Genomic DNA, 24090 nt, shown 5'->3' on the forward strand with positions numbered 1-24090 from the left:
ATAAATTGAATATCCGACCTGACTAATTAATTTTAAGGTCGGATTTTTTATTTCTCTTTGAAAACAAATTAATCAGAACGAAAACCAAAATGACGGGCAGCACCCATCCCATGCTAAATTTGGATAAGGGAATATAAGATTTAATAGAAGTTACAAATGCTTCAGAAGCAAAAAACTGTAAAAAATCCGGAATACTAAATACAAAAGCTGTCAAGGTTACGAGTTGAAATACCTTTTTTGTCGCGTATTCCTTCGGAATTGCATTCAGCAAAATCAAAACAATTGTAATTGGATAAATAAACATTAATGCCGGTAATGCGATGTCGATAATAAATCCAACGTTAAATTGTCCCACAGCAACCCCAATTATACAACCTAAAATCGCCGTGATTTTATACGCCAACTGAGAATTACTAAACAAGCCTTTTACAAAATCTGACGTTCCGGTAACTACTCCAACAGCCGTTGTAAAACAGGCCAGAGCGACTAAAACTGCCAAAAAAGAGGTTCCAATAGCACCCAGAGATGCTGTACTTAGCAAAGTAAGAAACTCAGTTCGGTTTTCAACATTAAGTGTCCCACTATTCATAGCGCCTAAAGCTATGAGTCCGCCGTAAATAATGAAAAGACCTAGACCTGCAATGAGACCTGCTTTCGCGATGATCGATTTTCGCTCAATATATGTATGTGTTCCTTGTAGCGTGAGAGAAATTACGATCACACCACCAACAACAACTCCTCCTATAGCATCGAAAGTTTGGTAGCCTTCAAGAATTCCTTCTGTAAATGAATTCTCAAAGATGGAAGTACGTAAAGTTTCAGTTTCGCCAAAAACACCGATTCCGATAATACATAGAAGGATAATAATAATTAGAGGGGTTAAGAATTTTCCGACCAGATTTAAAATTTTAGAACGGTTTAGCACAAAGACCAACACCAATAAAAAATAGATCACACTTACCCAAAGGGAGGATATATCGAAATAAGGCTGAATCGCCATTTCGTATGTGACTGAAGCCGTACGAGGAGAGGGTAAGGAAATAGAGATTGCGTAAACTAGAACCGAGTAAATAATTGCAAAAACCGGAGAAACTTTATTAGCGAAATCAAGCATCGTCCCCTGAAGTCTTGCATAGCCATAAATAGCTAATATTGGTATAATTACGGCTGAAACAGCAAATCCTAATGTCACCCAGATCCAACTTTCGCCGGCGTTATAACCTAAAAAAGGGGGTAAAATTAAATTACCTGCTCCAAAAAAAAGTGAAAATAATGCAAATGCGGTTATAAAGGTTTGCTTACTATTATTCATACGTGGATATTTGCGGATCGAATATAGATAAATGATACTGAATTATCACAACACCCAAATTTATTATAAACTAAGCGGTACAGGACCGGCAATTGTTCTCCTTCACGGGTTTCTTGAAAGCAGTCGTATGTGGGATTATTTTGTGCCAATATTAGCTCAAAATAGTACCGTGATCACTATTGATCTCCCCGGACATGGTAAAAGTGGATTTATCGGAAAAGAACACGGCATGGAATTAATGGCCGATGTTGTTTTTTCTATTCTGAATAAGCACCAAATCCAAAAAGGTGTTTTCGCAGGGCATTCCATGGGTGGTTATGTCGCTTTGGCAATTGCTGAAAAATATGCAGATAGTATTGACAAACTCATTCTGATAAATTCTACTCCGGCTGAAGATTCCGAAGAGAGAAAAATAAATCGTGACAGAGCCATAAAAGTAATCGTAAAAAATCCGGAAGCATTTATAAGTATGGCGATTAGCAATTTGTTTGCCGAAGAAACAAGAGACTTATACAAATCCGAGATCCTTCGGTTGAAAAAAGAGGCGATGAAATTTCCAGTTGAAGGCATAATTGCCACAATTTCAGGCATGAAAAATCGAAAAGATCGCATTTCGGTATTAAAAAAAATAAATACGCCAAAATTTATGATCTGCGGAATTGACGATCCAATAATTCCTTATGAGACCTGTAAAATAGAGGCTTCAGAAACAAATACTACCCTTATAAGCACTCCTGGAGGGCATATGAGTTGGATAGAAAATCAGGCTATAATTGCTAAAATTCTCACTTTAACGTAAAAATCAGGCACTTAGTCGATTTTATTCGGAAAATTTTGTTATATTTATCCCAACAAAAAACCCGAATCTTATGAAAACTACTTCCCCACGGACTGCCAATCCAATTATAGGTGTTGTTTGCTCCACCTTCGGTCACAAATATGTGGTCACTCGTAAAATCACGAATCACATCAATGAATATAGATGTAGTCATTGTAAAAAAGAAGTAACAGAAAATCTTACCGGTTCATTAGAAGCTCTCACATTGAAGACAAAAAAAGTAAACTCGGTAGTATCATCCTTTTTTCAGAAAAGAGCAGAACGAACCTTAGCGTAGAAATTATGATATCATTAAGCTGTAAAATAAAAGGACATAAGTTAAGCTCTATTCAGAAGGAATCCATTTTTATAGAAGAATTTGAATGTGCAAATTGTAACCAAAAATTCACCACAGATGGTTATGGAAAAATGGTTAAGCTAAACCCGTATTGGGAAAAGAACAATAAAATGTTCGAACGCATTCTCCATTCGAATAGCTTAGAAAAAGCACAAGCTTCCTAGTTAATCCTTATTCAAAGCATTCCACCCTCGGGCAACCAAAGGAATTTTTGTGTTAGCTCTGGTGATTAAATGCACCCCTTCATTTTCATTTGTCATATGCCCTATCACGGTTAGATTAGGATTTGCCTTTATTCTAGGAAAATCCTCATTTTTAATGGTAAAGAGAAGTTCATAGTCTTCACCCCCACTTAACGCTATAGTTGTACTATCTAATTTAAATTCTTCACAGGTATTAATTACCTGAGGATCTAAAGGAATTTTATCCTCATATAAATTACATCCTACTTTCGAATTTTTACAAATGTGTAATACTTCCGAAGATAGACCATCACTAATATCAATCATCGCTGTTGGCTTAACTTCCAGCTCCTTTAATAATTGAATAATATCTTTTCTGGCTTCAGGCTTTAATTGTCTTTCAATTAAATAAGTATATGCATCCAGATCGGGCTGAGACGCCGGGTTTACTTTAAACACTTGTTTTTCACGTTCTAATACCTGCAATCCTAAATAGGCAGCACCCAGATCTCCAGACACTACCAATAAATCGTTTTCTTTAGCGCCGTCACGATACACAATCTCCTTTTCATCTGCCTGTCCTATGGCCGTTATGCTAATCATCATTCCGGAGGTAGAAGAAGTGGTGTCCCCTCCTACCACATCGATCTCGTATAATTTTGCCGCAGTGGCGATTCCTGCGTATAATTCCTCAAGTGCCTCAACCGGAAATCGATTCGAAACCGCTAAGGAAACCGTAATTTGTGTAGGAATTGCATTCATGGCATAGACATCAGAAAGATTTACTATTACCGCTTTATATCCTAAATGTTTTAGAGGCATATAACTTAGGTCGAAATGCACACCTTCCACCAATAGATCTGTGGTCACAATCATTTTCCCCTCTGGCGAAATTACGGCAGCATCATCTCCAATCCCTTTTATGGTGGTTTTGTGTTTGACTTCGAATTGTGAAGTAAGGTGATCGATTAACCCAAATTCACCAAGTTCAGAAATATCGGTTTTCGCGTTATTTTTATTCTCTAACATGTGCTTTTTCTTTGAAGCTGCAAAAATAGGCTAAGTAAAATAATTATAGCCTCTATCGTCTTTCATTTTAAAAATAATTCCGAAACATATCAAATTATATTATTATCACTTTATTCTACAAAAACGATAGGGTAATTATGCATTTATGTTAAAAACCGCGAAATCATTAAATTTTTCATAATTTAACGCTATTATTACCTAACTATAAAAGATTCCATGATGAAAAAATTTCTACATTTACTGTTTTTTATAAGTTGCACAGTATCAATCGGTCAAACTCCATGTGTTAACAATATGGCCGGACCCTACCCGTGTAGTGGCTATGATTTACTATCTTTTATTCCTTTTACAGATCTTGGAGGAACAAACTCTAACGACTCTTGGGGATGGACAGACCCAGGAGATGGGACCGAATATGCATTGGTAGGACTTGATAACGGAGTTGCATTCATAGATATTTCCGACCCAATTAACCCTGTATATATTGGGAATCTTCCAACGCATACCGGGACTACAATTTGGAGAGATATAAAAACTTACAATAATTTTGCCTTTATTGTTAGTGAAGCCTTTGGCCATGGAATGCAGGTATTCGACCTTACCCGATTGGGAACTGCGATTAATCTTCCAGTCACATTTACTGAAGATGCTCATTACGATGGTTTCGGAAGTGCACACAATGTTGTTATTAACGAAGATGCGGGTTATGCATATGCCGTGGGTTCCGACACCTATTTAGGCGGACCTCATTTTGTTAACATTCAAGATCCATTAAATCCAGTAGCTGCCGGTGGTTACGATTTAGGAGATTATAGTCATGATGGACAAGTAGTCACTTACAATGGTCCGGATACAGATTATACCGGCCGTGAAATATATGTAGGGAGCAACGAAGACGAAATCGTTATTGTTGACGTCACAGACAAGGCCAACCCTCAAGAAATTTCAACTATTGGTTATAACAATACAGTATATACACATCAAGGATGGTTCACCGATGATCAAGTATACTTTTTCTTAGGTGATGAAATTGATGAAATACAATTTGGTTTTAATACCAGAACCCTAGTCTTTGATTTTACAGATCTTGATAATCCACAACTTTCGTTCGAACATTTAGGCGAGACTGAAGCCACCGATCACAATGGATATATAAAAGGAGACACTTTCTATCTTGCCAACTATACCGCCGGTGTACGAATGATTGATATATCTGATATTGACAATGGAAACATGACCGAAATCGGATACTTCGATGTATATCCCACAAATAATGTTGCCGGTTATAACGGTGCATGGAACATCTATCCTTATTTCGATAGTGGTAATTTATTGGTTACTTCACTTCAATACAGTGACCCAAATTACGATGCCGGATTCTATTTAATTAGACCTTCTAGTCTCGCTATTGAGGATCAAAGTACTGTTAACAATTTCTCAGTGTATCCAAATCCAGCAACAGATATTGTTTTCATTTCATCCAAAAATGAGCCCTTGAACACAATTCGAGTCTATGATGTTTTAGGTAAGGAGTTGTATTCAGCTATCAATATTAATTCTGAAACAACAACATTGGACATCTCTAGTTATGTTAACGGCATGTATTTTATAGCGATTAATGAACAGAGCACTAAAAAGATCATAAAACAATAGGCGCTTTTAAAAGGTAACGAATTCTACATATGAAACCACTTCTTTCAATTCTATTAGCATGTACAAGCTTTGCGCTGTTCGCGCAAACTCCATGTTCTAATGGGACTGCCGGTGGTTTTGCTTGTAACGATTACGATTTGCAATCTCAAATTCCATTGTCGACGATGAATTCAACCCGGGCGAATGATTCTTGGGGTTGGACAGACCCTCTAGACGGAAAAGAATATGCCATTATGTGCCTTATTGAAGGGGTTGCGTTTATCGATATTTCAGATCCTGTAAACCCGGTCTATTTAGGAAAATTACCCAGTCACGGAGGAAGCAGCACTTGGAGAGACGCGAAAACCTACGGCAACTTTGCTTTCGTAGTGAGTGAAGATAGTGGACACGGTATGCAAATCTTTGATCTTACCAAACTGAGAGATGTGAACAATCCTCCTGTTATTTTCAACGAGGACGCACATTATAGCGGATTTGGAAGTGCGCATAATATCGTAATTAACGAAGAAACGGCTTATGCCTATGGCGTGGGAACTACTGCGAACGGCGGCGGCCCTCACTTTGTGAATATTCAAGACCCATTGAATCCGGTAAATGAAGGCGGCTATGCGGCTGCAGGTTATTGCCACGATGCTTATGTCGTAATATACAACGGCCCGGATACCGATTATAGCGGGCGAGAAATTCTATTTGGCAGTAATGAAACTGAAGTAGTGATTATTGATGTTACCGATAAAACGAACCCGCAAACCATTTCAACAATCGATTACAATAATTTAGAATACACCCATCAAGGATGGCTCACTGAAGATCATCGATACTTTTTATTGGGAGACGAACAGGACGAAATAAATCTCGGATTAGACACACGCACACTTGTTTTCGATTTTGAAGATCTTGACAACCCAACATTGAGTTTCGAACATACCGGCGAGACAGCTGCCACCGATCACAATGGATTTGTGAAAGGGGACACTTTTTATCTTTCCAATAATGCAGCGGGTTTACGTGTTTTGGATATTTCTGAAATTGGCGGCGGAACCATGACAGAGATAGGTTATTTCGATACACATATTGAAAATAATGAGGCTGGTTATAACGGTGCCTGGAGCGTATATCCCTATTTTGAGAGTGGCAATATTGTAATCAGTGACCGAACTCAAGGTTTTGTATTAGTGAAAAAATCGGAACCTCTTGGAATTTCTGAAGTAAGTGCTTCGGAAGTGATTGTTTTTCCTAATCCAGCTTCGGAAGAAATTGTGCTCCAATCGGAAGCAGGATTTATCAACAAGGCAGTTATAGTTGATATTCTAGGGAATATTCTCTTTTCTGAAGACGTACTTACTTCCGAAGAAAATCGAATCGATATTTCAAATTTTTCTGAAGGAATTTACTTTTTAATAATCAATAATACAATCACGAAGAAAATAATTAAAAAATAAAAGTTTTTTGAAATTATAAGTCAACTAAAACGACTTACCTATTTATATATACTAACTTTTAACGTTTTACGTTCTTTATAAGCAATTAATATTTTTACTTTTACAAACTTCAAATCTTAAATCTATCAAATGAAAAAATTACTACTACCCATTTTTATGGCATGCTTTTCTGTTATCACAGCACAAACACCATGTGCCGGAGGTACAGCAGGACCTTACCCTTGTAATGGAATTGATCTACAATCCCGTATCTCGTTAGCAGATATGAATGCAAATGACGGTAACGATTCCTGGGGATGGGAAGATCCAACTACCGGAAAAGAATATGCATTAATGGGCTTAGATAATGGAACTGCATTTATAGACATTTCAGATCCTATAAACCCAATTTACTTAGGAAAACTTCCAACGCATACCAATAGTAGTACTTGGAGGGATATTAAGACATATAATGATCATGCTTTTATTGTAAGTGAAGCGAATGGTCACGGTATGCAGGTTTTCGATTTAAATCGTTTACGTGATGTAACAAGTCCGCCGGTAACCTTTACCGAAGATGCACATTTTAATGGTTTTGGTAGCGCACACAACATTGTGATTAATGAAGCTACCGGATATGCTTTTCCAGTAGGTACAAACTTTTATAATGGAGGTCCTCATTTTATCAATATACAAGATCCTTTAAATCCAATTTCTGAAGGTGGATATTCACTTGATGACTACAGTCATGATGCACAAGTTGTAACTTATTGTGGTCCGGATAGCGACTACACAGGTAGAGAGATTCTAATTGGATCTAATGAAACAGAAATTGCGATTGTCGATATTACTGACAAATCGAATCCAATTCCAATTTCTACTATTTCATATTCTAATGTTGGATATACACACCAGGGATGGTTCACAGAGGATGAGCGTTATTTTATTCTTGGAGATGAACTAGACGAAATTGATTTTGGCTTCAATACAAGAACACTTATTTTCGATTTTAATGATCTGGACAACCCACAATTCGGATTTACATATACAGGTCCAACACCTGCTATCGACCATAACGGTTATGTTAAAGGAACAAAATACTATATGGCCAACTACAGAGCCGGTCTTCGAATTCTTGATGTGTCTAACATTGGAAACGATGTGATGACAGAAGAAGCCTTCTTTGATACGTATCCTAATAACAACAACTCAAGTTTTAGTGGTGCATGGAGTGTTTATCCTTACCTAGAGAGTGGAAATATTATTATTAGTGATATAAATAGAGGGTTTTTCTTGGTTCGTCCAAGTACGGCTATTGATAATACTGATCCAGTGGCAGTTTGTAAGACTGCTAGTGTTTCTCTAGATTCAAATGGTGTTGCAACTCTTGCAGCTGCAGATATTAATGATGGTTCTTCAGATAATAGTGGTACCGTTTATCTATTAGTTTGTAACAATACCTTCGATTGCTCAGATTTGGGTGTAAACAATGTAGAACTTGAGGTTTATGATGACTTTGGAAACAGAGATTTTTGTACAACACAAGTTACTGTTATTGATGAAATCGCTCCTGTAATTACATGTCCGGCAGATTTTAGTGTTGGATACGACACAGGAAACAGTTTTTACACAGTCCCTAATTATGCTACTACTTCTGTGGTAACAGCAACCGATAACTGTAGTGATTTTATCTATACTCAAGATCCTGCACCAACAACTCAGTTAGTTGATGGAGTTTATACTGTTTCTTTTACTGTTGAAGACGCTAGTGGTAATACAGATGATTGTTCGTTTCAATTAACAGTTGATTCTGCACTTGCTGTGAATGATATTTCTCTTCAAAATAGTGTGAGTATTTATCCAAATCCTGCGTCTACTAGCATTATTGTAGATTCAAAGGCTGAGTTGGTAACAGATATCGCAATTTTCGATATGCTTGGTAACAGGTTGTATGTGGATTCGAATTTGAACCAAGAACTTAATACAATTGATATATCTTCTTATGCCAAAGGAATGTATTTCATATTGCTAAATAACAGTGTAACTAAAAAAATTATTAAAGAATAAGTTGTTCTAACCTGCTTTTTTAAGAATTACTTATTATATATCAGCCCCCAAATCCAAGGGTATTTTTAAAAAATACAATATGCTAATACCTACATTTAAAATTAGATTTATTCTATTGTTACTTTCTGCAGGATTATTTTTTTCCTGCGGAAAGGATGATGGACCAGCGCCCATACTTGAAGATGACGATGAAATCATCGTTGATGATGACCCTAATCCAACCGGTTTTCAAGGAGATATCGATTTTGTAAAAACATTCGGTGGCTCTAATGAAGAAACTGCCACTTCCATAGTACTTGCAAACGATGGCAATTATATGGTTCTTGGTACCACCAAAAGTATGGATGGTGATCTCGTAGGCAGAACTGGAGATGATAATGATTACTGGCTACTAAAAATTAGTCCGGAAGGCGTAATTATTTGGAGCAAAACCTATGGCGGTAGCGCAGACGATGTTGCCACAAGTATCTCCAAAACATCCGATGGTGGTTATGTGTTAAGTGGCCACAGCCGAAGTAGCGATGGCGGTATTGGCAACGAAGGATTTCACGATTATTTGCTATTTAAGATAACTGCAAATGGCACGGAACAATGGCATAAAAATTATGGTTTTTCGGGTAGTGACCAAGCGACTAAAATATTTGAAACAGCAGAAGGCAATTTCTTTGCAACTGGTTTTTTCGATGTTTCGGCTAGCGGCGGTGCAGGAAACGACTTTCAAAACACTAATCAAACCAACCAAAAAGGCGGCCAACATGGCGTTGGCGAGTATTGGGGAATCTTGATGGATGGAAATGGAAATAAAATTTGGAGACGCTATTTTGGAGGTTCTAACAATGATCGAAGTTATGACGCACTGCAAACAGATGATGGTGGGTTTTTAATGATTGGCGCTTCTGAAAGTACTGATTTCGATATTACAGACGACAAAGGTTCATACGATTTTTGGGCGGTTCGCCTGTCACCACAAGGTGATTTACTTTGGACCAAGTCTTTTGGAGGATCGGAAATTGATGTAGCATATAGCGTCACTAAAACATTAGATGGAAATTACTTAATGGTAGGTGATTCAAGAAGTAGCGATAAGGACGTTACAGGGAATCACGGAAATGCAGATGTGTGGGTAGTTAAATTCAATGACCTTGGCAACATGATTTGGCAAAAAACCTATGGTGGAACCGAATTTGAATCTGCCAGAAGTATTAAGCCTTTGGCAAATGGCGGTTATGTCATTACAGGATTTACCAGATCTAGTGACGGAGATGTAACTATCAATAAAGGTCAAAATGATCTTTGGGTACTCTTGATTGATGAAAATGGAGGTATTACACTTGAAACTACAATTGGTGGATCAGTGCTTGATTTCGGTTTTGATGTTATTCAAACTCCCGATAATAAAATTATTGCCGTTGGAAACACCGAAAGCAATAATTTAGACATTCCTCAAAATCGAGGAATCAAAGACCTTCTACTCGTAAAATTAAAATAAGTTCAACATTTTAAACCTAATATTTATTAAGATGAAAAAGATTGCCCTGTTTTTAGCTGTTGCAATTAGTATTGTAGTAGTAAGTTGTAAAAGTGATGACGACACTACAACTACCCCGCAAAACGTGAATGTCGCTTTTACATTCACACAAAATTGGGATGGTAATAATATTACCAATGCCGATTATGAAACAACTGTGTACACAAATGCTCATGGTACAGATCAAACTATTTCAAAATTAGATTATCTAATATCCGATATTACCTTTACAAATAGTACCGGCCAATCATTTAGCGCGGAAGATTATAATCTTATAAGCGCAAGAAACGGTACTAACGTTAACTTTACTCCAGATGTACAAATCCCAACGGGCGATTATGTAGTATCCTTTACTTTTGGATTCGATGAGGAAGATAACGTGGATGCAGCTTATCCAGATTTGACCTCAGCTACATGGGGTGTTCCAACTCCTCTAGGAGGTGGGTACCACTATATGCGATTAGAAGGAAAATTTGACGATGGAACTCCTACTCCTGCGAACTACGCATACCACACCATTAGAGCATTTAATACGGCGACATCAACCCCTTTCGACACTTCTTTTGAAGTAACTATTGGGTCGGTTACTGTTTCAGAAAATACCAATGTAGAAGTGAAAATGGACGTTTCTGAGTGGTTTATAAATCCAAACGAATGGGATTTAAATGTGTTAAACAGCGCTTTAATGATGAATTATAACGCACAACTTATGATGTCTCAAAACGGAACTACTGTTTTTAGCCTAGGTGCGGTAACTCAATAAAAATCAAGGATAAGAAAAATGAGGTACGGTGTATTAATATGTTTATTGCTTTCAATTGTTTTTACATCTTGTAAGAAGGACGATGAATATATTGCTACACCCATGCCTCTTTCTATTCCTCAACTTTTCGCTGAAAAACTTTCTCCCCCTATAATTCCTGGAGACAACCCTCAAACGCGGGAAGGTATTGCATTAGGCCGTAAATTATTCTACGACCCCATTTTATCGGGAGACGGAACTCAAGCATGTGCTAGCTGCCATAACCCTCAAAACGCATTCTCGGACGAAAGAAGATTTAGTATTGGTATAGACGGTCTGGAAGGAAATCGGAATTCTATGCCGCTTTTTAATATGGCGTGGAATTTTTCAGAAGATTTCTTTTGGGACGGAAGAGCAAAAGGTTTAGAAAATCAGGCGTTAGAGCCGGTTACTAATCCTATAGAAATGCACAATACATGGGAACAGGCAACGGTAAGCCTTCAAGCTACAAGCGATTATCCTTTGCTTTTTTCAAATGCCTTCGGAACAGAAAACATTTCCAAAGAACTGGTAGTAAAAGCAATTTCCCAATTCACACGAACACTTATCTCCAGCAATTCGAAATTTGATAAACACCTTGCAGGAGAAGCCGAACTAACTACTTCTGAAGCTAACGGTCTAGCTGTGTTTCTTGATGAATCCCGAGGTGATTGTTTTCACTGTCATGGCGATCCAAATACTCCCATTTGGACCGACAACACCTTTCACAACAACGGTCTGGATGAAACCATAACAGATCGCGGACTAGGAGCCTTCACAGGTGACCCTAGAGATTTTGGACTTTTTAAATCTCCCTCTCTTCGGAATTTAGCATTCACAGCGCCTTATATGCATGATGGAAGGTTTCAGACCTTAGATGAAGTAATTAACCATTATAGCGAAGGTTTGGTGTATTCAGAAACCATTGACCCACTAATGAAAACTATAAGCGAGGGTGGCGTGCATCTTTCCGAAAATGATAAGGCAGATTTAAAGGCATTTCTACTCAGTTTGTCTGATCCGAGTTTTATAAACAATCCCGACTTTCAGGATCCTAATTAAAAGCATATTACCCCGATATTAATGCTTACAAACGCGTTAATTATCACAGCCAGTTCTGGCATTTTCTCCATCAATAAAACCTATTCATACATTAGTTTAATTTCTTTTTACAGTATGGTTTAGAGTACTATTTACCGTATATTTGCATCCTATTTAGAATTAATCTATATAAAATGATAAAGGTAAGTGAAACTGCAAAATCGAGAATTGCACAACTTATGTCCGATGATGGATTTAATGTTGCGCAGGATTTTGTGCGTGTTGGCGTAAAAAGTGGTGGTTGCTCTGGTTTATCTTACGAGCTAAATTTCGATCACAACTTAGGAGAGAATGATAAATTATTTGAAGAATCTGGGGTAAAAATAGCTGTTGATAAAAAAAGCTTTTTATACCTGGTTGGAACCACTTTGGAATATAGTGGTGGATTGAATGGAAAAGGATTTGTTTTCAATAATCCAAATGCCAATAGAACTTGTGGATGTGGTGAAAGTTTTTCACTATAAAATTGTATACTGAAGACTGATGAGCAAATACACTGAAGACGATTTAAAAAAAGAACTCGAAACCAAGGAATACGAGTATGGATTTTATACCGATATAGAATCTGATACTTTTCCTGTTGGTTTAAACGAGGATATTGTACGTGCGATTTCCGCAAAAAAGGAAGAACCCGAATGGATGACCAATTGGCGTTTGGAAGCATTTCGTCACTGGAAAGAAATGGTAGAACCTGAGTGGGCGAACGTGAGATACACAAAACCAGATTTTCAAGCAATTTCGTATTATTCGGCACCAAATAAAAAACCAAAATACGACAGCCTCGACGAAGTAGATCCCGAATTGTTGGATACCTTCAAAAGACTAGGGATATCACTTGACGAACAGAAAAAATTAGCTGGAGTTGCAGTGGATATCGTAATGGATTCTGTGTCTGTTGCTACAACCTTCAAAAAAACATTAGCGGAAAAAGGCATCATTTTTTGTTCTATTTCTGAAGCTATTAGAGAACATTCCGAACTGGTTAAAAAGTATATCGGTTCTGTAGTACCGCCGCGAGATAATTTCTATGCTGCCTTAAACAGTGCAGTATTTAGTGATGGTTCGTTCTGTTATATTCCGAAAGGAGTTCGTTGTCCGATGGAACTTTCAACTTACTTTAGAATCAATCAGGCAGGAACCGGACAATTTGAACGTACGCTAGTTATTGCAGATGAAGGAAGTTATGTAAGTTATCTGGAAGGATGTACAGCACCTAGTCGTGATGAAAATCAGTTGCATGCTGCAGTTGTTGAATTAATTGCACTAGACGATGCCGAGATTAAATACTCTACAGTTCAGAACTGGTATCCGGGAGGAAAAGATGGAAAAGGTGGCGTATTCAACTTTGTGACAAAAAGGGGGATTTGTGAGAAAAACGCAAAGATCTCCTGGACACAGGTTGAAACCGGAAGTGCCGTTACCTGGAAATATCCAAGTTGTATTCTGAAAGGAGATAATTCGATTGGAGAGTTTTATTCGATTGCCGTAACTAACAATTATCAGCAGGCAGACACCGGAACTAAAATGATTCATTTGGGTAAAAACACCCGAAGCACAATAATCTCTAAAGGGATATCGGCCGGGAAATCTCAAAACAGTTACCGTGGATTGGTGAAAATTAGTCCAAATGCAGATAACGCACGTAATTTCTCCCAATGTGATTCGCTGTTAATGGGGAATAGTTGTGGTGCACATACCTTCCCTTATATCGAAGCCAAAAACAAAACAGCGCAAGTTGAGCATGAAGCTACCACAAGTAAAATTGGAGAAGACCAAATCTTCTATTGCAATCAGCGTGGTATCGATACTGAAAAGGCAATCGCTTTAATTGTTAATGGTTTTAGTAAAGAAGTATTGAATAAGCTACCTATGGAGTTTGCTGTAGAAGCACAAAAATTATTGGAGATCAGTCTGGAAGGATCGGTAGGATAATTAAAAATGATTATATGAAAAAAGTACTCTTAATTCTAGTTGCGATTTCATTTATCGCTTGTAACGACTCTAAAAAGGAAGACAAAACTTCCGAAGGGGTTCAAGAAACGAAGGTTGAAGTAGAACTTTATACTTTTGATGGAGGTTCAGTGGAAGCACATAACCTAAATCTTTTTGCTCAAGGTGAAACTTATAAAGGTGAGTCTAAAAAACTAGCTGATGCATTTTATGTGGTTAAGCACCCAAAAGGAATTCTTTTATGGGACAGTGGTTTACCGGAAGGATTAGTAGGAAATGATCCTTTTACTACGCCAGATGGTGCTTTTACTATTAGCAGGAAAGATTCGATTGTAAATCAGTTGTCACAAATAGGTTTAACGCCTTCAGATGTTGACTTTATTGCTTTTTCACATATTCACTTTGATCATACGGGTACCGCGAATAATTTTTCCGATGCCACCTGGTTGGTTCAAACACCAGAATATGACTTCGCAATGAGTGAAGATATTAAAGGAAATGGCTTTTACGATCCTGCAAGTTTTTCAGAATTAAAAAAAGTAGAAAAACTAAATGGTGATAAAGATGTATTTGGCGATGGTACAGTTGTAATCAAATCAATGCCAGGACATACTCCAGGGCATCAGGTTCTATATTTAGAGCTTGCTAATGCAGGACCGGTATTATTATCGGGAGACATGTATCACTTTCAAGAAAACCGAGATAGGGCGATCGTACCACAATTTAATTACGACATCTCACAATCTGAAAAAGCTATTTTAGATTTTGAAGCTTTCGCAAAAGAGAAAAATGCAACAGTTTATATACAACATGAAATTGTAGATTTTAATAAAATGCCTAAAATTCCAAATTCTTTAAACTAATGAAAAAGATCATTTTGCTTGTAGCAGTATCAATTGCTACATTTTCGTGTAAAAACGCTGAAGAAAAAAATAATGAAGTCGAAGCTACAGTAACTGAAGCGACCGCAGACCAACAAATGTATCGTGGTGAATTTCTTTATATGGCGGATGCAGCTGTTTTAAAAGGTGACAATTTTATTTATGGAGTTACGCTCGATGACATGTCACAAGAATTAGCAAATAGAGTAAAGGCGGTAAAAAAAGATGATTTCGATATGGTCCCGGTGATCGTGAACGGAATTGTTAAAAACAAAGAAGCGGGCGTTGAAGGCTGGGATGAGGTTATTACTATTACCGAAATCCTTCACATAAGCGACAAGCCTTCCGAAGCAGATATAAAAATTGAAGAAAAGAAATCATAAGGATGTTAGAGATTAAAAATTTGCACGCAAGTGTAGAAGACAAAGATATTTTAAAAGGAGTCACACTTAATGTTAAAGCTGGTGAAGTGCATGCTATCATGGGACCTAACGGTTCCGGAAAAAGCACACTCGCCTCTGTGATTACGGGTAAGGAAGAATTTGAAGTAACTCAAGGTTCTATCACTTTTCAAGGAAAAGATATTTCAGAAATGGATCCGGAAGAGAGAGCCCATCAAGGAATTTTTCTTTCATTTCAGTATCCTATAGAGATTCCGGGAGTTAGTGTTACTAATTTCATTAAAACGGCGATTAACGAAAACCGAAAAGCAAAAGGACAGGAAGATATGCCTGCTTCAGAAATGCTTAAAATGATCAAGGAAAAAGCAGATTTACTGGATATAGACCGTAAATTCTTATCCCGATCATTGAATGAAGGTTTTTCAGGAGGGGAGAAAAAGAGAAACGAAATCTTCCAAATGGCTATGTTAGAACCAAAATTGGCGATACTCGATGAGACCGATTCCGGACTTGATATCGATGCCTTAAAAGTGGTTGCGAATGGTGTGAATAAATTAAAGAGCGCTGATAACGCTGTTGTTTTAATTACGCACTACCAACGATTGCTGGATTATATTGTTCCTGACTTTGTACATGTACTTATGGATGGACGTATTGTGAAGTCGGGGACTAAAGAACTAGCCTACGAATTGGAAGAAAAAGGATACGACTGGATCAAAGAAGAGTTGGTTTAAATTCCTTTTAAATGTTTCCTGCGGGAAACGTAGAATTTTTATTATTGAATTAAAATGATTCCTGTTTTCACGGGAAATGGATATGAGTTTAAAAGAAAAATTACTTTCCTCTTATATAGCTTTCGAAGATCATCTCGAAGATGACTCGCCTTTGCACGATTTAAGAAACAAGGCGATAAAAACCTTCGAAACCAATGGTTTTCCTACTAAAAAGGAGGAAGCATGGAAATATACTTCACTAAATTCCTTATTAAAAAAGGACTACAGCATTTTTCCTAAACAGGATCAAGCAGTAGAATTTAAAGACGTTAGGAAGTATTTCTTACACGATATTGACACCTATAAAATCGTTTTTGTCGATGGAGTTTACAGCTCTTTTCTTTCTGAAACTACGCACGATAAATTGGATGTCTGTTTAATGTCTTCGGCCTTAAATAAGCCTAAGTACAAACCAGTTATTGAAGCATTTTTCAATAAAGTAGCTAAAGAAGATAGTCTAACCTCTTTAAACACGGCTTTTGCCAAAGAGGGTGCATATATCCACATTCCGAAGCATAAAGAAGTAGAAAAACCTATCGAGATCATTAATTTTTCTACAGGTAATGAAGCTGCAATATTGCTACAACCCAGAAACTTAATTGTAGTGGGCGAAAATGCACATGTGCAGATTATTGAAAGACATCAAAGTCTCTCTAATAATGCAGTGCTCACCAATTCGGTTACAGAAATATTCGCTGAAAAAAGGGCGTATGTAGATTACTATAAAATTCAGAATGACGGGCCAACTGCTTCATTAATTGATAATACATACATTTCGCAGGAACGAAATAGTAACTGTAATGTACACACCTTTTCGTTTGGAGGACAACTTATACGAAACAATCTAAATTTCTATCAAAAAGGTGAAGGATGTGATTCTACTTTAAAGGGAATAACCATACTTGAAGACAAGCAACACGTTGACCATAATACGTTGGTGCATCATATCGCTCCTAACTGTGAAAGTCATCAGGATTATAAAGGTTTGTTTGGAGATGCCTCGACCGGCGTTTTTAACGGAAAGATTATTGTAGAGAAGGATGCTCAGAAAACTGACGCCTTTCAGCAAAATAACAACATCCTTATTGATGAAAAAGCAACTATTAATGCTAAACCTCAATTAGAGATTTTTGCGGACGATGTAAAATGTTCTCACGGATGTACTATTGGACAGTTTGATGAAGACGCTTTGTTTTATCTACGTTCACGAGGTATTGCGAAGAAAGAGGCCAGAGCCCTGCTCATGTATGCTTTTGCGAACACAGTATTAGAAAGTGTAAAAATACCTGAATTAAAAGGGCGAATCAACAAACTGATCGCGAAAAAAATTGGAGTTAACTTAGGCTTCAACGTTTAAGAATAACTTTTCAAAATCTCACATATGCCATTCGATATTGAAAAAATACGAGCCGATTTCCCTATTCTAAAACGAAAGGTGAACGGATATCCGTTGGTGTATTTAGATAATGCCGCTACTTCACAGAAGCCGCAGATTGTGATCGATAGTATTGTAAATTATTACTCTAATTACAACGCCAACATTCACAGAGGTGTTCACAGTCTATCACAGGAAGCAACCGATGCGTATGAAATTGCACGCCAAAAACTTCAGAAGCATTTCAATATAAAAAACGCATACGAAGTTATCTTTACATCGGGTACCACTCATGGGATTAATCTTGTGGCCAGTGGTTTTTCAGAAATTCTGAAAAAAGGCGATGAGATTATTGTTTCCGCTTTAGAGCATCATTCAAACATCGTTCCCTGGCAAATGCTTTGTGAACGTACCGGTGCTATTCTGAAGGTGATACCAATGAATGACGATGGAGCACTTATCATTTCGGCATACGAAAAGCTGCTTTCAGAAAAGACCAAACTGGTGTTTGTAAATCATGTTTCAAACGCTTTAGGTACGGTGAATCCTATAAAAGAGATTATTCGTTTAGCACATGACGTTGGCGCTGCGGTGCTTATAGATGGGGCTCAAGCTTGTTCGCACATTAAGCCGGATCTCCAGGCCTTGGATGTAGATTTTTATGTCACATCAGCTCATAAAATGTGTGGTCCAACGGGAATTGGTATGTTGTTTATGAAGGAAGAATGGGGTGAAAAACTGCCGCCATATCAAGGTGGAGGAGAAATGATAAAGGAAGTTACTTTCGAAAAAACCACCTATGCCGGACTGCCACATAAATTTGAAGCCGGTACGCCAAATATTTCAGGCGGGATTGCATTTGGCACAGCGATTGACTATCTTAACAGTATAAATTTCCGTGAAATTGAGGCCTATGAAACCAAAATTTTAGAGTACGCTACCAAAAAATTATTGGAGATTGAAGGCTTAAAGATCTATGGGACGGCTCCTGGTAAAACTTCGGTCGTTTCTTTTAATATTGAAGATATTCATCCCTACGATATTGGAACCATCGTTGACAAATTAGGAATTGCTGTAAGAACTGGTCATCATTGCGCACAACCAATCATGGAATACTATAAAATTCCCGGAACCGTGAGAGCATCTTTTGCATTTTATAATACAAAAACAGAAGTTGATGCACTGGTTGAAGCGGTAAAAAAAGCAAAATTAATGCTCACTTAAATATATAAATATGAAAGTACTTACCATCTTTAGTTTCCTTATTTCTACCCTTTTATTCGTTTCTTGTGATGAGACGAAAAAAGTAATTGACGTTGCAGGGAGTGTGCAGCTCTCAGGAACCTACGACATCGCTACTGTTAATGGTAGTGCAGTTAATGCTAATGGAATGAGTTTAACAATGGCTGCTTTAGATAAGTCTATTCGTGGGACAACGGGTTGTAATTCTTTCTTCGGAAACTATACACTTGATCTATATGCGATTCAATTTGGAGATTTGGCTGTTTCAGAAAAAATGTGCGACAAGGTTGTTATGAGTACAGAACGAGCTTTATTAGATGCACTTAAAGAAACCGGTTCATATACGATGCAAGAAGGTGAATTGACATTGTATTCAAAAGCTGATCGTGGGGTACTGCTAGTTGCTAAGAAACAAAAAACATCAGGGAATTAACAATGACGATATCGCAAATACAAGAGGAGTTAATTGATGAATTTTCCATGTTCGATGATTGGATGCAGCGTTATGAATATATGATCGATCTTGGCAAATCGTTACCAATCATAGATGAAAATTTAAAAACAGAAGGTCGATTAATAAAAGGCTGTCAGTCTAAAGTATGGCTTAACGCTGAATTAAAGGACGATAAAATAGTATTTACTGCCGATAGTGACGCGATCATTACCAAAGGGATCATTGCGATTCTTATTAGAACATTTTCAAATCAAAAACCGGAAGATATCCTAAATGCCAATACCAAGTTTATTGACGAAATTGGATTAAAGGAACATCTTTCACCAACTCGTGCAAACGGATTGGTTTCAATGATAAAACAGCTTAAATTATATGCTGTTGCTTATCAGGCACAATTAAATAATTCATAAAATGACAACGACAGAAATAGACACTACCGAATTAGGAGAAAAGATCGTAAAGGTTTTAAAAACCATTTTTGATCCGGAAATCCCTGTTGATATTTACGAACTTGGCCTTATTTACGACGTATTTGTAAATGAAGACTACGAAGTCAAAATTTTAATGACCCTTACCACTCCCAATTGCCCGGTCGCTGAAACTTTACCTGTAGAAGTAGAAGACAAAGTAAAAACAATCAAGTTTGTAAAAGACGCAGAGGTTGAAATCACTTTCGACCCACCATGGACGCAGGACCTAATGAGTGAAGAAGCAAAGTTGGAACTGGGAATGCTGTAATGTTGCTGAAAGCTGTGAGCTAAAAATAATATGGAAAACGAAATTGTAAATAGAGTTGCTAACAGTAAATTAGTTACCATTGATCTGGAAGACTTCTATCCAATTGGTGAGCGTAAGGAGATTGACATTTCCCAATGGTTATATGAAGGAATCGTGCTTCGAGAAAAAGAGTTTAGAAGTGCGATAAAAGAACAAGATTGGAGCGAATACGCTAATTGTTATGTTGCCCTCAATTGCACAACTGATGCTATTATTCCGGGGTGGGCATATATGCTTGTCGCGTTAGAACTCAGTGCTATTGCAAAAAAAGTAGTAGTAGGTTCGTTAGATAATCTTGAAAGTATAATATTTGCCGAAATCCTTCAGAATTTAAACCCATCACCGTTTGCAGATAAGTCAGTAATTATTAAGGGTTGCGCATACAAACCCATTCCGCAGAACGCCTATGTACTATTAGCACAACGTCTTCAGCCAGTTGTAAAGAGCATTATGTACGGAGAAGCTTGTTCTTCTGTGCCTCTTTTCAGAAAAAAATAACCCTTTAATCGAAAAAAGTCCGATGTTAATCGAAAGCATTCTTTCTAGAGGAAAGAAGCTTTATTATTCCGTTAGGAATCATTTATTTTTGCTTAATATTTAATAAACCTAGTCATGAAAAAAAACCTTTTACTCATATTAATTTTTACCCTTCCATTAGCAATATTCGCTCAGGATGCCGATGAAAAAGAAGCACCAAAAGATGGATGGCATAAAGCAGGAAATATTTCTTTATTATTTAGTCAAGCGGCCTTTAATCACGAATGGACCGGAGGCGGAACTAACAACTACGCTGCTAATCTTGCACTCACCTACGACTTTAATTACCGACAAGGTAAATTGGTTTGGGATAACCGAATCATCGCCGATTATGGAATTACCAAGACCGGTGATCAAGAATTTATGCGTAAGACAAACGATAGATTAGAATTAAATTCAATCTTAGGAAAACAAATAAAAGAAAGCAACTGGTACTATTCGTACTTCTTAAATTTCAAAACACAGTTTACTTCTGGTTACGAATATTTCGAAAATGTAATGGGAGAAGAGGATAGAGTTGAAGCAACCAAATTCCTATCTCCTGGTTATATTCAAACAGGTCCGGGTGTATTGTGGAAGAAAAATGATAATTTATATGTAAACATTTCTCCAGCCACGGCAAAGCTAATCCTTGTTTCCAGTGAATTCACTGATGTTGGCAACGATCCAATTGCAATCGCCGCTTTTAACGAAAGCCCTTATTTTGGAGTAAAAGCTAATGAAACGTCTCGTTTCGAATTTGGTGCTTCTGTGTCTGCGTATGCAAAGATCAAACTTATGGAGAACATTAGTGCTGAAAATATTTTGAATTTATACTCAAACTATCTTGATAACCCACAAAACGTTGATATCGACTACACACTTAATGTAGTGATGACAGTAAATAAGTGGATCAATGCTAATGCAACTTTTCAGGCAATTTATGACGATAATGCCGTACAAGGCTTCCAAATACGAGAAGCCCTAGGAATAGGTGTAACCTACGGATTCTAAGAATCTAATACCTTTCCGATTCTAAACCCGTTTCCTTCGTAGCAAAGGAAGCGGGTTTTTTCTTTATGAATCATCCTCGGGATAATACTCAGTGTAGAGTAAATTATTATATGGAAAACGAGCCACGTGAATTTCCTTTACCTTATCGTAAACGACCTTTCGGAATTCCTCAAAATTCTCTTTGTTTAATGCCGAAATAAATACCGCATCTCCATCCATCCTGCTCATCCAGGTTTTCTTCCAATCGGTTAAGGAATAATGTGCCTTGGTTTTTTCAGTGACTAAATCATCATCATCGATGGTTTCTGGCACATAAGCGTCAATTTTGTTGAATACCATTAACATGGGTTTATCAACTCCGTCGATTTCATCCAGGATTTTATTCACTGAAGCGATATGATCTTCAAAAGATGGATGTGAAATATCCACCACGTGTAATAATAGATCAGATTCTCTTACTTCGTCTAAGGTTCCTTTGAAAGACTCAACCAGTTGTGTGGGTAATTTGCGAATAAACCCAACCGTATCTGTAAGCAGAAACGGAAGGTTCCCAATTACGACTTTTCTAACAGTAGTGTCCAGAGTTGCAAACAATTTGTTCTCTGCAAAAACCTCACTCTTACTAATCACATTCATCAATGTTGATTTCCCAACATTTGTATATCCAACTAATGCAACACGTACGAGAGAACCTCGATTTCCACGCTGCACCTCCATCTGTCTATCGATCTTCGTAAGTTTCTTTTTAAGTAAAGCTATTCGATCGCGAACGATTCGACGGTCAGTTTCAATTTCTGTTTCCCCGGGTCCACGCATTCCAATACCTCCTCTTTGTCGTTCAAGGTGGGTCCACATTCCTGCCAATCTAGGTAGCAGATACTCATATTGCGCCAACTCTACCTGAGTCCTAGCATTACTCGTTTGTGCTCTTTGCGCGAATATATCTAAAATTAGGTTTGTACGATCTATGATTTTACAATCCAGAATTTTTTGAATGTTTTTTTGTTGTCCCGGAGATAGTTCATCATCAAACACAACGGTATCGATATTATTGGCTTCCACAAACTGTTGAACTTCTTCCATCTTTCCCTTTCCAATAAAGGTTTTAGGATTTGGGATATTCATTTTTTGTACAAAACGTTTCAACACTTCCCCTCCAGCAGTATATGCCAAAAACTCCAGTTCATCCAAATACTCCTTGGATTTTTCTTCATCCTGAAGCTGAGTGATTACTCCTATAAGAATTACCTTTTCATATTCAATTTTCGATTCTTCTAGCATAGTTTTAATTATTGCTCAAAGGTACAAAACAGTTTGCAAGCGTTTTTTGTATTTTAGTCAATCTTAACAGCTCACTATATATAAATCGGTTTTTCATAATATAGATAATCGATTGGTTGTTTTCTTCGGAAACTATTGCAACCACAAACAATTTCTCTATGTCGGAATCTTCAGAAGAAAATATCAATAACTTCTCCATCGCATTTTACAATCTCGAAAACCTATTCGACACTCTCGACGATCCAAAAACAATGGATGATGATTTTACAAGTACAGCAAAACGAAAATGGAACGAAAAACGCTTCAGAAAAAAAATTAGAAACCTTGGATTTGTAATAAAGCAAATAGGTTATAGCGAGCTCCAACATCCTCCGGTTTTAATAGGCGTCGCTGAAGTTGAAAATGCCTTTGTACTTCAGGAATTGGTAAATTCAAAATTTTTAAAAAAGAAAGAGTACGATTTCATTCATTTCGATTCGCCAGATGAAAGAGGGATCGATACTGCTTTAATTTATCGAAAAGAATATTTTAAAGTCATACACAAGGAAGCCGTTTATATTTATGTCGAAAATAATAAAGGTGTACAAGATTTTACACGGGATATTTTATATGTGAAAGGCCTTTTGGATAATGAAGAAGTGCATATTTTAGTAAATCATTGGCCTTCCCGACGTGCAGGGGTCGAAAAGACAAATCATAGACGACTTGCCGTTTCTGCCAAAAACAAAGAGTTAACAAAGCAAATATTATCTGATGATCCCAATGCTAGAATAATAATCATGGGAGATTTTAACGATGACCCACAAAGCGAGAGTGTAAAAAATCTAACCGAGTCGGAATTATATAATCCAATGGAATTATTACTTACCAGATACGATGGCAGTACTATCTATAGAGGGGCATGGAATTTGTTCGATCAAATAATCATAACGAATAACTTTTTACAACTTCACGGAAATGATTTTCGATTTAAGGAAGCTAAAATTTTTAACCCAGAATCTCTAAGAGAATTTAAAGGAAGAAACAAAGGCAATCCATTTCGAACATTCATGGGTAGAAAATACATTGGCGGATTTAGCGACCACTTTCCCGTTTATGGCATCTTCTCTATTCGAAATAAAATTTAACAAGTAATTAATCGGAATTTTCCTGCATTACAGCTAATAAATACGGATTG

At 37.2% G+C, this 24090-nt stretch carries 25 protein-coding genes; 22 read left to right on the forward strand and 3 right to left on the reverse strand.

The window, feature by feature from the left end:
* Positions 1–22: 22 nt before the first annotated feature.
* Positions 23–1312 carry a branched-chain amino acid transport system II carrier protein gene (brnQ, locus tag BXY75_RS01050; protein ID WP_121905849.1) on the reverse strand — a complete coding sequence of 430 codons (1290 nt, stop codon included), beginning with the start codon at positions 1310–1312 and terminating at the stop codon, positions 23–25.
* A 31-nt stretch (positions 1313–1343) separates the two neighbouring features.
* On the opposite strand from brnQ, the gene BXY75_RS01055 reads away from it, so the two are divergent.
* The 3 genes from BXY75_RS01055 (at position 1344) to BXY75_RS01065 (ending at position 2651) form a co-directional block, all read left to right on the forward strand.
* Positions 1344–2111 (forward strand): alpha/beta fold hydrolase, encoded by a 768-nt coding sequence (locus tag BXY75_RS01055; RefSeq protein ID WP_121905850.1) that lies wholly within the window; start codon positions 1344–1346, stop codon positions 2109–2111.
* A gap of 70 nt (positions 2112–2181) precedes the next feature.
* Positions 2182–2427: a hypothetical protein gene (locus BXY75_RS01060; protein ID WP_121905851.1), complete on the forward strand. Its 246-nt coding sequence runs from the start codon at positions 2182–2184 to the stop codon at positions 2425–2427.
* Between the two features lie 5 nt (positions 2428–2432).
* Positions 2433–2651 carry a hypothetical protein gene (locus tag BXY75_RS01065; RefSeq protein ID WP_121905852.1) on the forward strand — a complete coding sequence of 73 codons (219 nt, stop codon included), beginning with the start codon at positions 2433–2435 and terminating at the stop codon, positions 2649–2651.
* Here the strand turns inward: BXY75_RS01065 and thiL are convergent, their stop codons facing one another.
* The gene (thiL, locus tag BXY75_RS01070) at positions 2652–3698 is read right to left on the reverse strand and encodes a thiamine-phosphate kinase (RefSeq protein ID WP_121905853.1); all 1047 of its coding nucleotides are present in this window, start codon (positions 3696–3698) and stop codon (positions 2652–2654) included.
* A gap of 219 nt (positions 3699–3917) precedes the next feature.
* Between thiL and BXY75_RS01075 the strand changes: the two genes are divergently transcribed.
* The 18 genes from BXY75_RS01075 to BXY75_RS01160 all read left to right on the forward strand — a co-directional run bounded on the left by BXY75_RS01075 (position 3918) and on the right by BXY75_RS01160 (position 21632).
* Positions 3918–5351, forward strand: coding sequence for a choice-of-anchor B family protein (locus BXY75_RS01075; protein WP_121906569.1), 1434 nt, complete (start codon positions 3918–3920; stop codon positions 5349–5351).
* A 29-nt stretch (positions 5352–5380) separates the two neighbouring features.
* Complete coding sequence (locus BXY75_RS01080) at positions 5381–6793, forward strand: choice-of-anchor B family protein (RefSeq protein ID WP_121905854.1); 1413 nt, start codon at positions 5381–5383, stop codon at positions 6791–6793.
* A 129-nt stretch (positions 6794–6922) separates the two neighbouring features.
* On the forward strand, positions 6923–8839 hold the full coding sequence (locus tag BXY75_RS17340; protein ID WP_121905855.1) for a choice-of-anchor B family protein: 1917 nt from the start codon (positions 6923–6925) through the stop codon (positions 8837–8839).
* A 79-nt stretch (positions 8840–8918) separates the two neighbouring features.
* Positions 8919–10328 (forward strand): hypothetical protein, encoded by a 1410-nt coding sequence (locus BXY75_RS01090; RefSeq protein WP_121905856.1) that lies wholly within the window; start codon positions 8919–8921, stop codon positions 10326–10328.
* A 31-nt stretch (positions 10329–10359) separates the two neighbouring features.
* Positions 10360–11130 (forward strand): MbnP family protein, encoded by a 771-nt coding sequence (locus tag BXY75_RS01095; RefSeq protein ID WP_121905857.1) that lies wholly within the window; start codon positions 10360–10362, stop codon positions 11128–11130.
* Positions 11131–11148: 18 nt separating this feature from the next.
* Complete coding sequence (locus BXY75_RS01100) at positions 11149–12210, forward strand: cytochrome-c peroxidase (RefSeq protein WP_121905858.1); 1062 nt, start codon at positions 11149–11151, stop codon at positions 12208–12210.
* Positions 12211–12383: 173 nt separating this feature from the next.
* Positions 12384–12713, forward strand: coding sequence for a HesB/IscA family protein (locus BXY75_RS01105; protein WP_121905859.1), 330 nt, complete (start codon positions 12384–12386; stop codon positions 12711–12713).
* 19 nt (positions 12714–12732) lie between these two features.
* The gene (gene sufB / locus BXY75_RS01110) at positions 12733–14181 is read left to right on the forward strand and encodes a Fe-S cluster assembly protein SufB (protein WP_121905860.1); all 1449 of its coding nucleotides are present in this window, start codon (positions 12733–12735) and stop codon (positions 14179–14181) included.
* Between the two features lie 14 nt (positions 14182–14195).
* Positions 14196–15062, forward strand: coding sequence for an N-acyl homoserine lactonase family protein (locus tag BXY75_RS01115; protein ID WP_121905861.1), 867 nt, complete (start codon positions 14196–14198; stop codon positions 15060–15062).
* Entirely contained in the window at positions 15062–15463 is a 402-nt protein-coding gene (locus BXY75_RS01120; RefSeq protein WP_121905862.1) for a hypothetical protein, read from the forward strand. The genes BXY75_RS01115 and BXY75_RS01120 overlap by 1 nt, the downstream gene beginning before the upstream one ends.
* A gap of 2 nt (positions 15464–15465) precedes the next feature.
* On the forward strand, positions 15466–16215 hold the full coding sequence (gene sufC, locus BXY75_RS01125) for a Fe-S cluster assembly ATPase SufC (RefSeq protein WP_121905863.1): 750 nt from the start codon (positions 15466–15468) through the stop codon (positions 16213–16215).
* An 82-nt stretch (positions 16216–16297) separates the two neighbouring features.
* Positions 16298–17611, forward strand: coding sequence for a Fe-S cluster assembly protein SufD (gene sufD / locus BXY75_RS01130; RefSeq protein ID WP_121906570.1), 1314 nt, complete (start codon positions 16298–16300; stop codon positions 17609–17611).
* 24 nt (positions 17612–17635) lie between these two features.
* Positions 17636–18853, forward strand: coding sequence for an aminotransferase class V-fold PLP-dependent enzyme (locus BXY75_RS01135; protein ID WP_121905864.1), 1218 nt, complete (start codon positions 17636–17638; stop codon positions 18851–18853).
* Positions 18854–18863: 10 nt separating this feature from the next.
* The gene (locus BXY75_RS01140) at positions 18864–19304 is read left to right on the forward strand and encodes an META domain-containing protein (protein WP_121905865.1); all 441 of its coding nucleotides are present in this window, start codon (positions 18864–18866) and stop codon (positions 19302–19304) included.
* Positions 19305–19306: 2 nt separating this feature from the next.
* Entirely contained in the window at positions 19307–19735 is a 429-nt protein-coding gene (locus tag BXY75_RS01145) for a SufE family protein (protein WP_121905866.1), read from the forward strand.
* A 1-nt stretch (position 19736) separates the two neighbouring features.
* Positions 19737–20063: a DUF59 domain-containing protein gene (locus BXY75_RS01150; protein ID WP_121905867.1), complete on the forward strand. Its 327-nt coding sequence runs from the start codon at positions 19737–19739 to the stop codon at positions 20061–20063.
* A gap of 30 nt (positions 20064–20093) precedes the next feature.
* On the forward strand, positions 20094–20600 hold the full coding sequence (locus tag BXY75_RS01155; RefSeq protein ID WP_121905868.1) for a DUF2480 family protein: 507 nt from the start codon (positions 20094–20096) through the stop codon (positions 20598–20600).
* 114 nt (positions 20601–20714) lie between these two features.
* Positions 20715–21632: a DUF3078 domain-containing protein gene (locus BXY75_RS01160; RefSeq protein WP_121905869.1), complete on the forward strand. Its 918-nt coding sequence runs from the start codon at positions 20715–20717 to the stop codon at positions 21630–21632.
* Positions 21633–21695: 63 nt separating this feature from the next.
* Here the strand turns inward: BXY75_RS01160 and hflX are convergent, their stop codons facing one another.
* Positions 21696–22913, reverse strand: a complete 1218-nt coding sequence (gene hflX, locus BXY75_RS01165) for a GTPase HflX (protein ID WP_121905870.1) — start codon at positions 22911–22913, stop codon at positions 21696–21698.
* A gap of 158 nt (positions 22914–23071) precedes the next feature.
* On the opposite strand from hflX, the gene BXY75_RS01170 reads away from it, so the two are divergent.
* Positions 23072–24040: an endonuclease/exonuclease/phosphatase family protein gene (locus tag BXY75_RS01170; RefSeq protein WP_121906571.1), complete on the forward strand. Its 969-nt coding sequence runs from the start codon at positions 23072–23074 to the stop codon at positions 24038–24040.
* The last annotated feature ends 50 nt before the right edge of the window (positions 24041–24090 follow it).

Source organism: Ulvibacter antarcticus (genome assembly GCF_003688405.1).
GTDB classification, from domain to species: Bacteria; Bacteroidota; Bacteroidia; order Flavobacteriales; family Flavobacteriaceae; genus Ulvibacter; species Ulvibacter antarcticus.

Bases quoted from the DNA above. Each gene is read 5' to 3' on its own strand.
- brnQ (WP_121905849.1), bottom strand. From the start codon at position 1,312: ATGAATAATAGTAAGCAAACCTTTATAACCGCATTTGCATTATTTTCA.
- BXY75_RS01055 (WP_121905850.1), top strand. From the start codon at position 1,344: ATGATACTGAATTATCACAACACCCAAATTTATTATAAACTAAGCGGT.
- BXY75_RS01060 (WP_121905851.1), top strand. From the start codon at position 2,182: ATGAAAACTACTTCCCCACGGACTGCCAATCCAATTATAGGTGTTGTT.
- BXY75_RS01065 (WP_121905852.1), top strand. From the start codon at position 2,433: ATGATATCATTAAGCTGTAAAATAAAAGGACATAAGTTAAGCTCTATT.
- thiL (WP_121905853.1), bottom strand. From the start codon at position 3,698: ATGTTAGAGAATAAAAATAACGCGAAAACCGATATTTCTGAACTTGGT.
- BXY75_RS01075 (WP_121906569.1), top strand. From the start codon at position 3,918: ATGAAAAAATTTCTACATTTACTGTTTTTTATAAGTTGCACAGTATCA.
- BXY75_RS01080 (WP_121905854.1), top strand. From the start codon at position 5,381: ATGAAACCACTTCTTTCAATTCTATTAGCATGTACAAGCTTTGCGCTG.
- BXY75_RS17340 (WP_121905855.1), top strand. From the start codon at position 6,923: ATGAAAAAATTACTACTACCCATTTTTATGGCATGCTTTTCTGTTATC.
- BXY75_RS01090 (WP_121905856.1), top strand. From the start codon at position 8,919: ATGCTAATACCTACATTTAAAATTAGATTTATTCTATTGTTACTTTCT.
- BXY75_RS01095 (WP_121905857.1), top strand. From the start codon at position 10,360: ATGAAAAAGATTGCCCTGTTTTTAGCTGTTGCAATTAGTATTGTAGTA.
- BXY75_RS01100 (WP_121905858.1), top strand. From the start codon at position 11,149: ATGAGGTACGGTGTATTAATATGTTTATTGCTTTCAATTGTTTTTACA.
- BXY75_RS01105 (WP_121905859.1), top strand. From the start codon at position 12,384: ATGATAAAGGTAAGTGAAACTGCAAAATCGAGAATTGCACAACTTATG.
- sufB (WP_121905860.1), top strand. From the start codon at position 12,733: ATGAGCAAATACACTGAAGACGATTTAAAAAAAGAACTCGAAACCAAG.
- BXY75_RS01115 (WP_121905861.1), top strand. From the start codon at position 14,196: ATGAAAAAAGTACTCTTAATTCTAGTTGCGATTTCATTTATCGCTTGT.
- BXY75_RS01120 (WP_121905862.1), top strand. From the start codon at position 15,062: ATGAAAAAGATCATTTTGCTTGTAGCAGTATCAATTGCTACATTTTCG.
- sufC (WP_121905863.1), top strand. From the start codon at position 15,466: ATGTTAGAGATTAAAAATTTGCACGCAAGTGTAGAAGACAAAGATATT.
- sufD (WP_121906570.1), top strand. From the start codon at position 16,298: ATGAGTTTAAAAGAAAAATTACTTTCCTCTTATATAGCTTTCGAAGAT.
- BXY75_RS01135 (WP_121905864.1), top strand. From the start codon at position 17,636: ATGCCATTCGATATTGAAAAAATACGAGCCGATTTCCCTATTCTAAAA.
- BXY75_RS01140 (WP_121905865.1), top strand. From the start codon at position 18,864: ATGAAAGTACTTACCATCTTTAGTTTCCTTATTTCTACCCTTTTATTC.
- BXY75_RS01145 (WP_121905866.1), top strand. From the start codon at position 19,307: ATGACGATATCGCAAATACAAGAGGAGTTAATTGATGAATTTTCCATG.
- BXY75_RS01150 (WP_121905867.1), top strand. From the start codon at position 19,737: ATGACAACGACAGAAATAGACACTACCGAATTAGGAGAAAAGATCGTA.
- BXY75_RS01155 (WP_121905868.1), top strand. From the start codon at position 20,094: ATGGAAAACGAAATTGTAAATAGAGTTGCTAACAGTAAATTAGTTACC.
- BXY75_RS01160 (WP_121905869.1), top strand. From the start codon at position 20,715: ATGAAAAAAAACCTTTTACTCATATTAATTTTTACCCTTCCATTAGCA.
- hflX (WP_121905870.1), bottom strand. From the start codon at position 22,913: ATGCTAGAAGAATCGAAAATTGAATATGAAAAGGTAATTCTTATAGGA.
- BXY75_RS01170 (WP_121906571.1), top strand. From the start codon at position 23,072: ATGTCGGAATCTTCAGAAGAAAATATCAATAACTTCTCCATCGCATTT.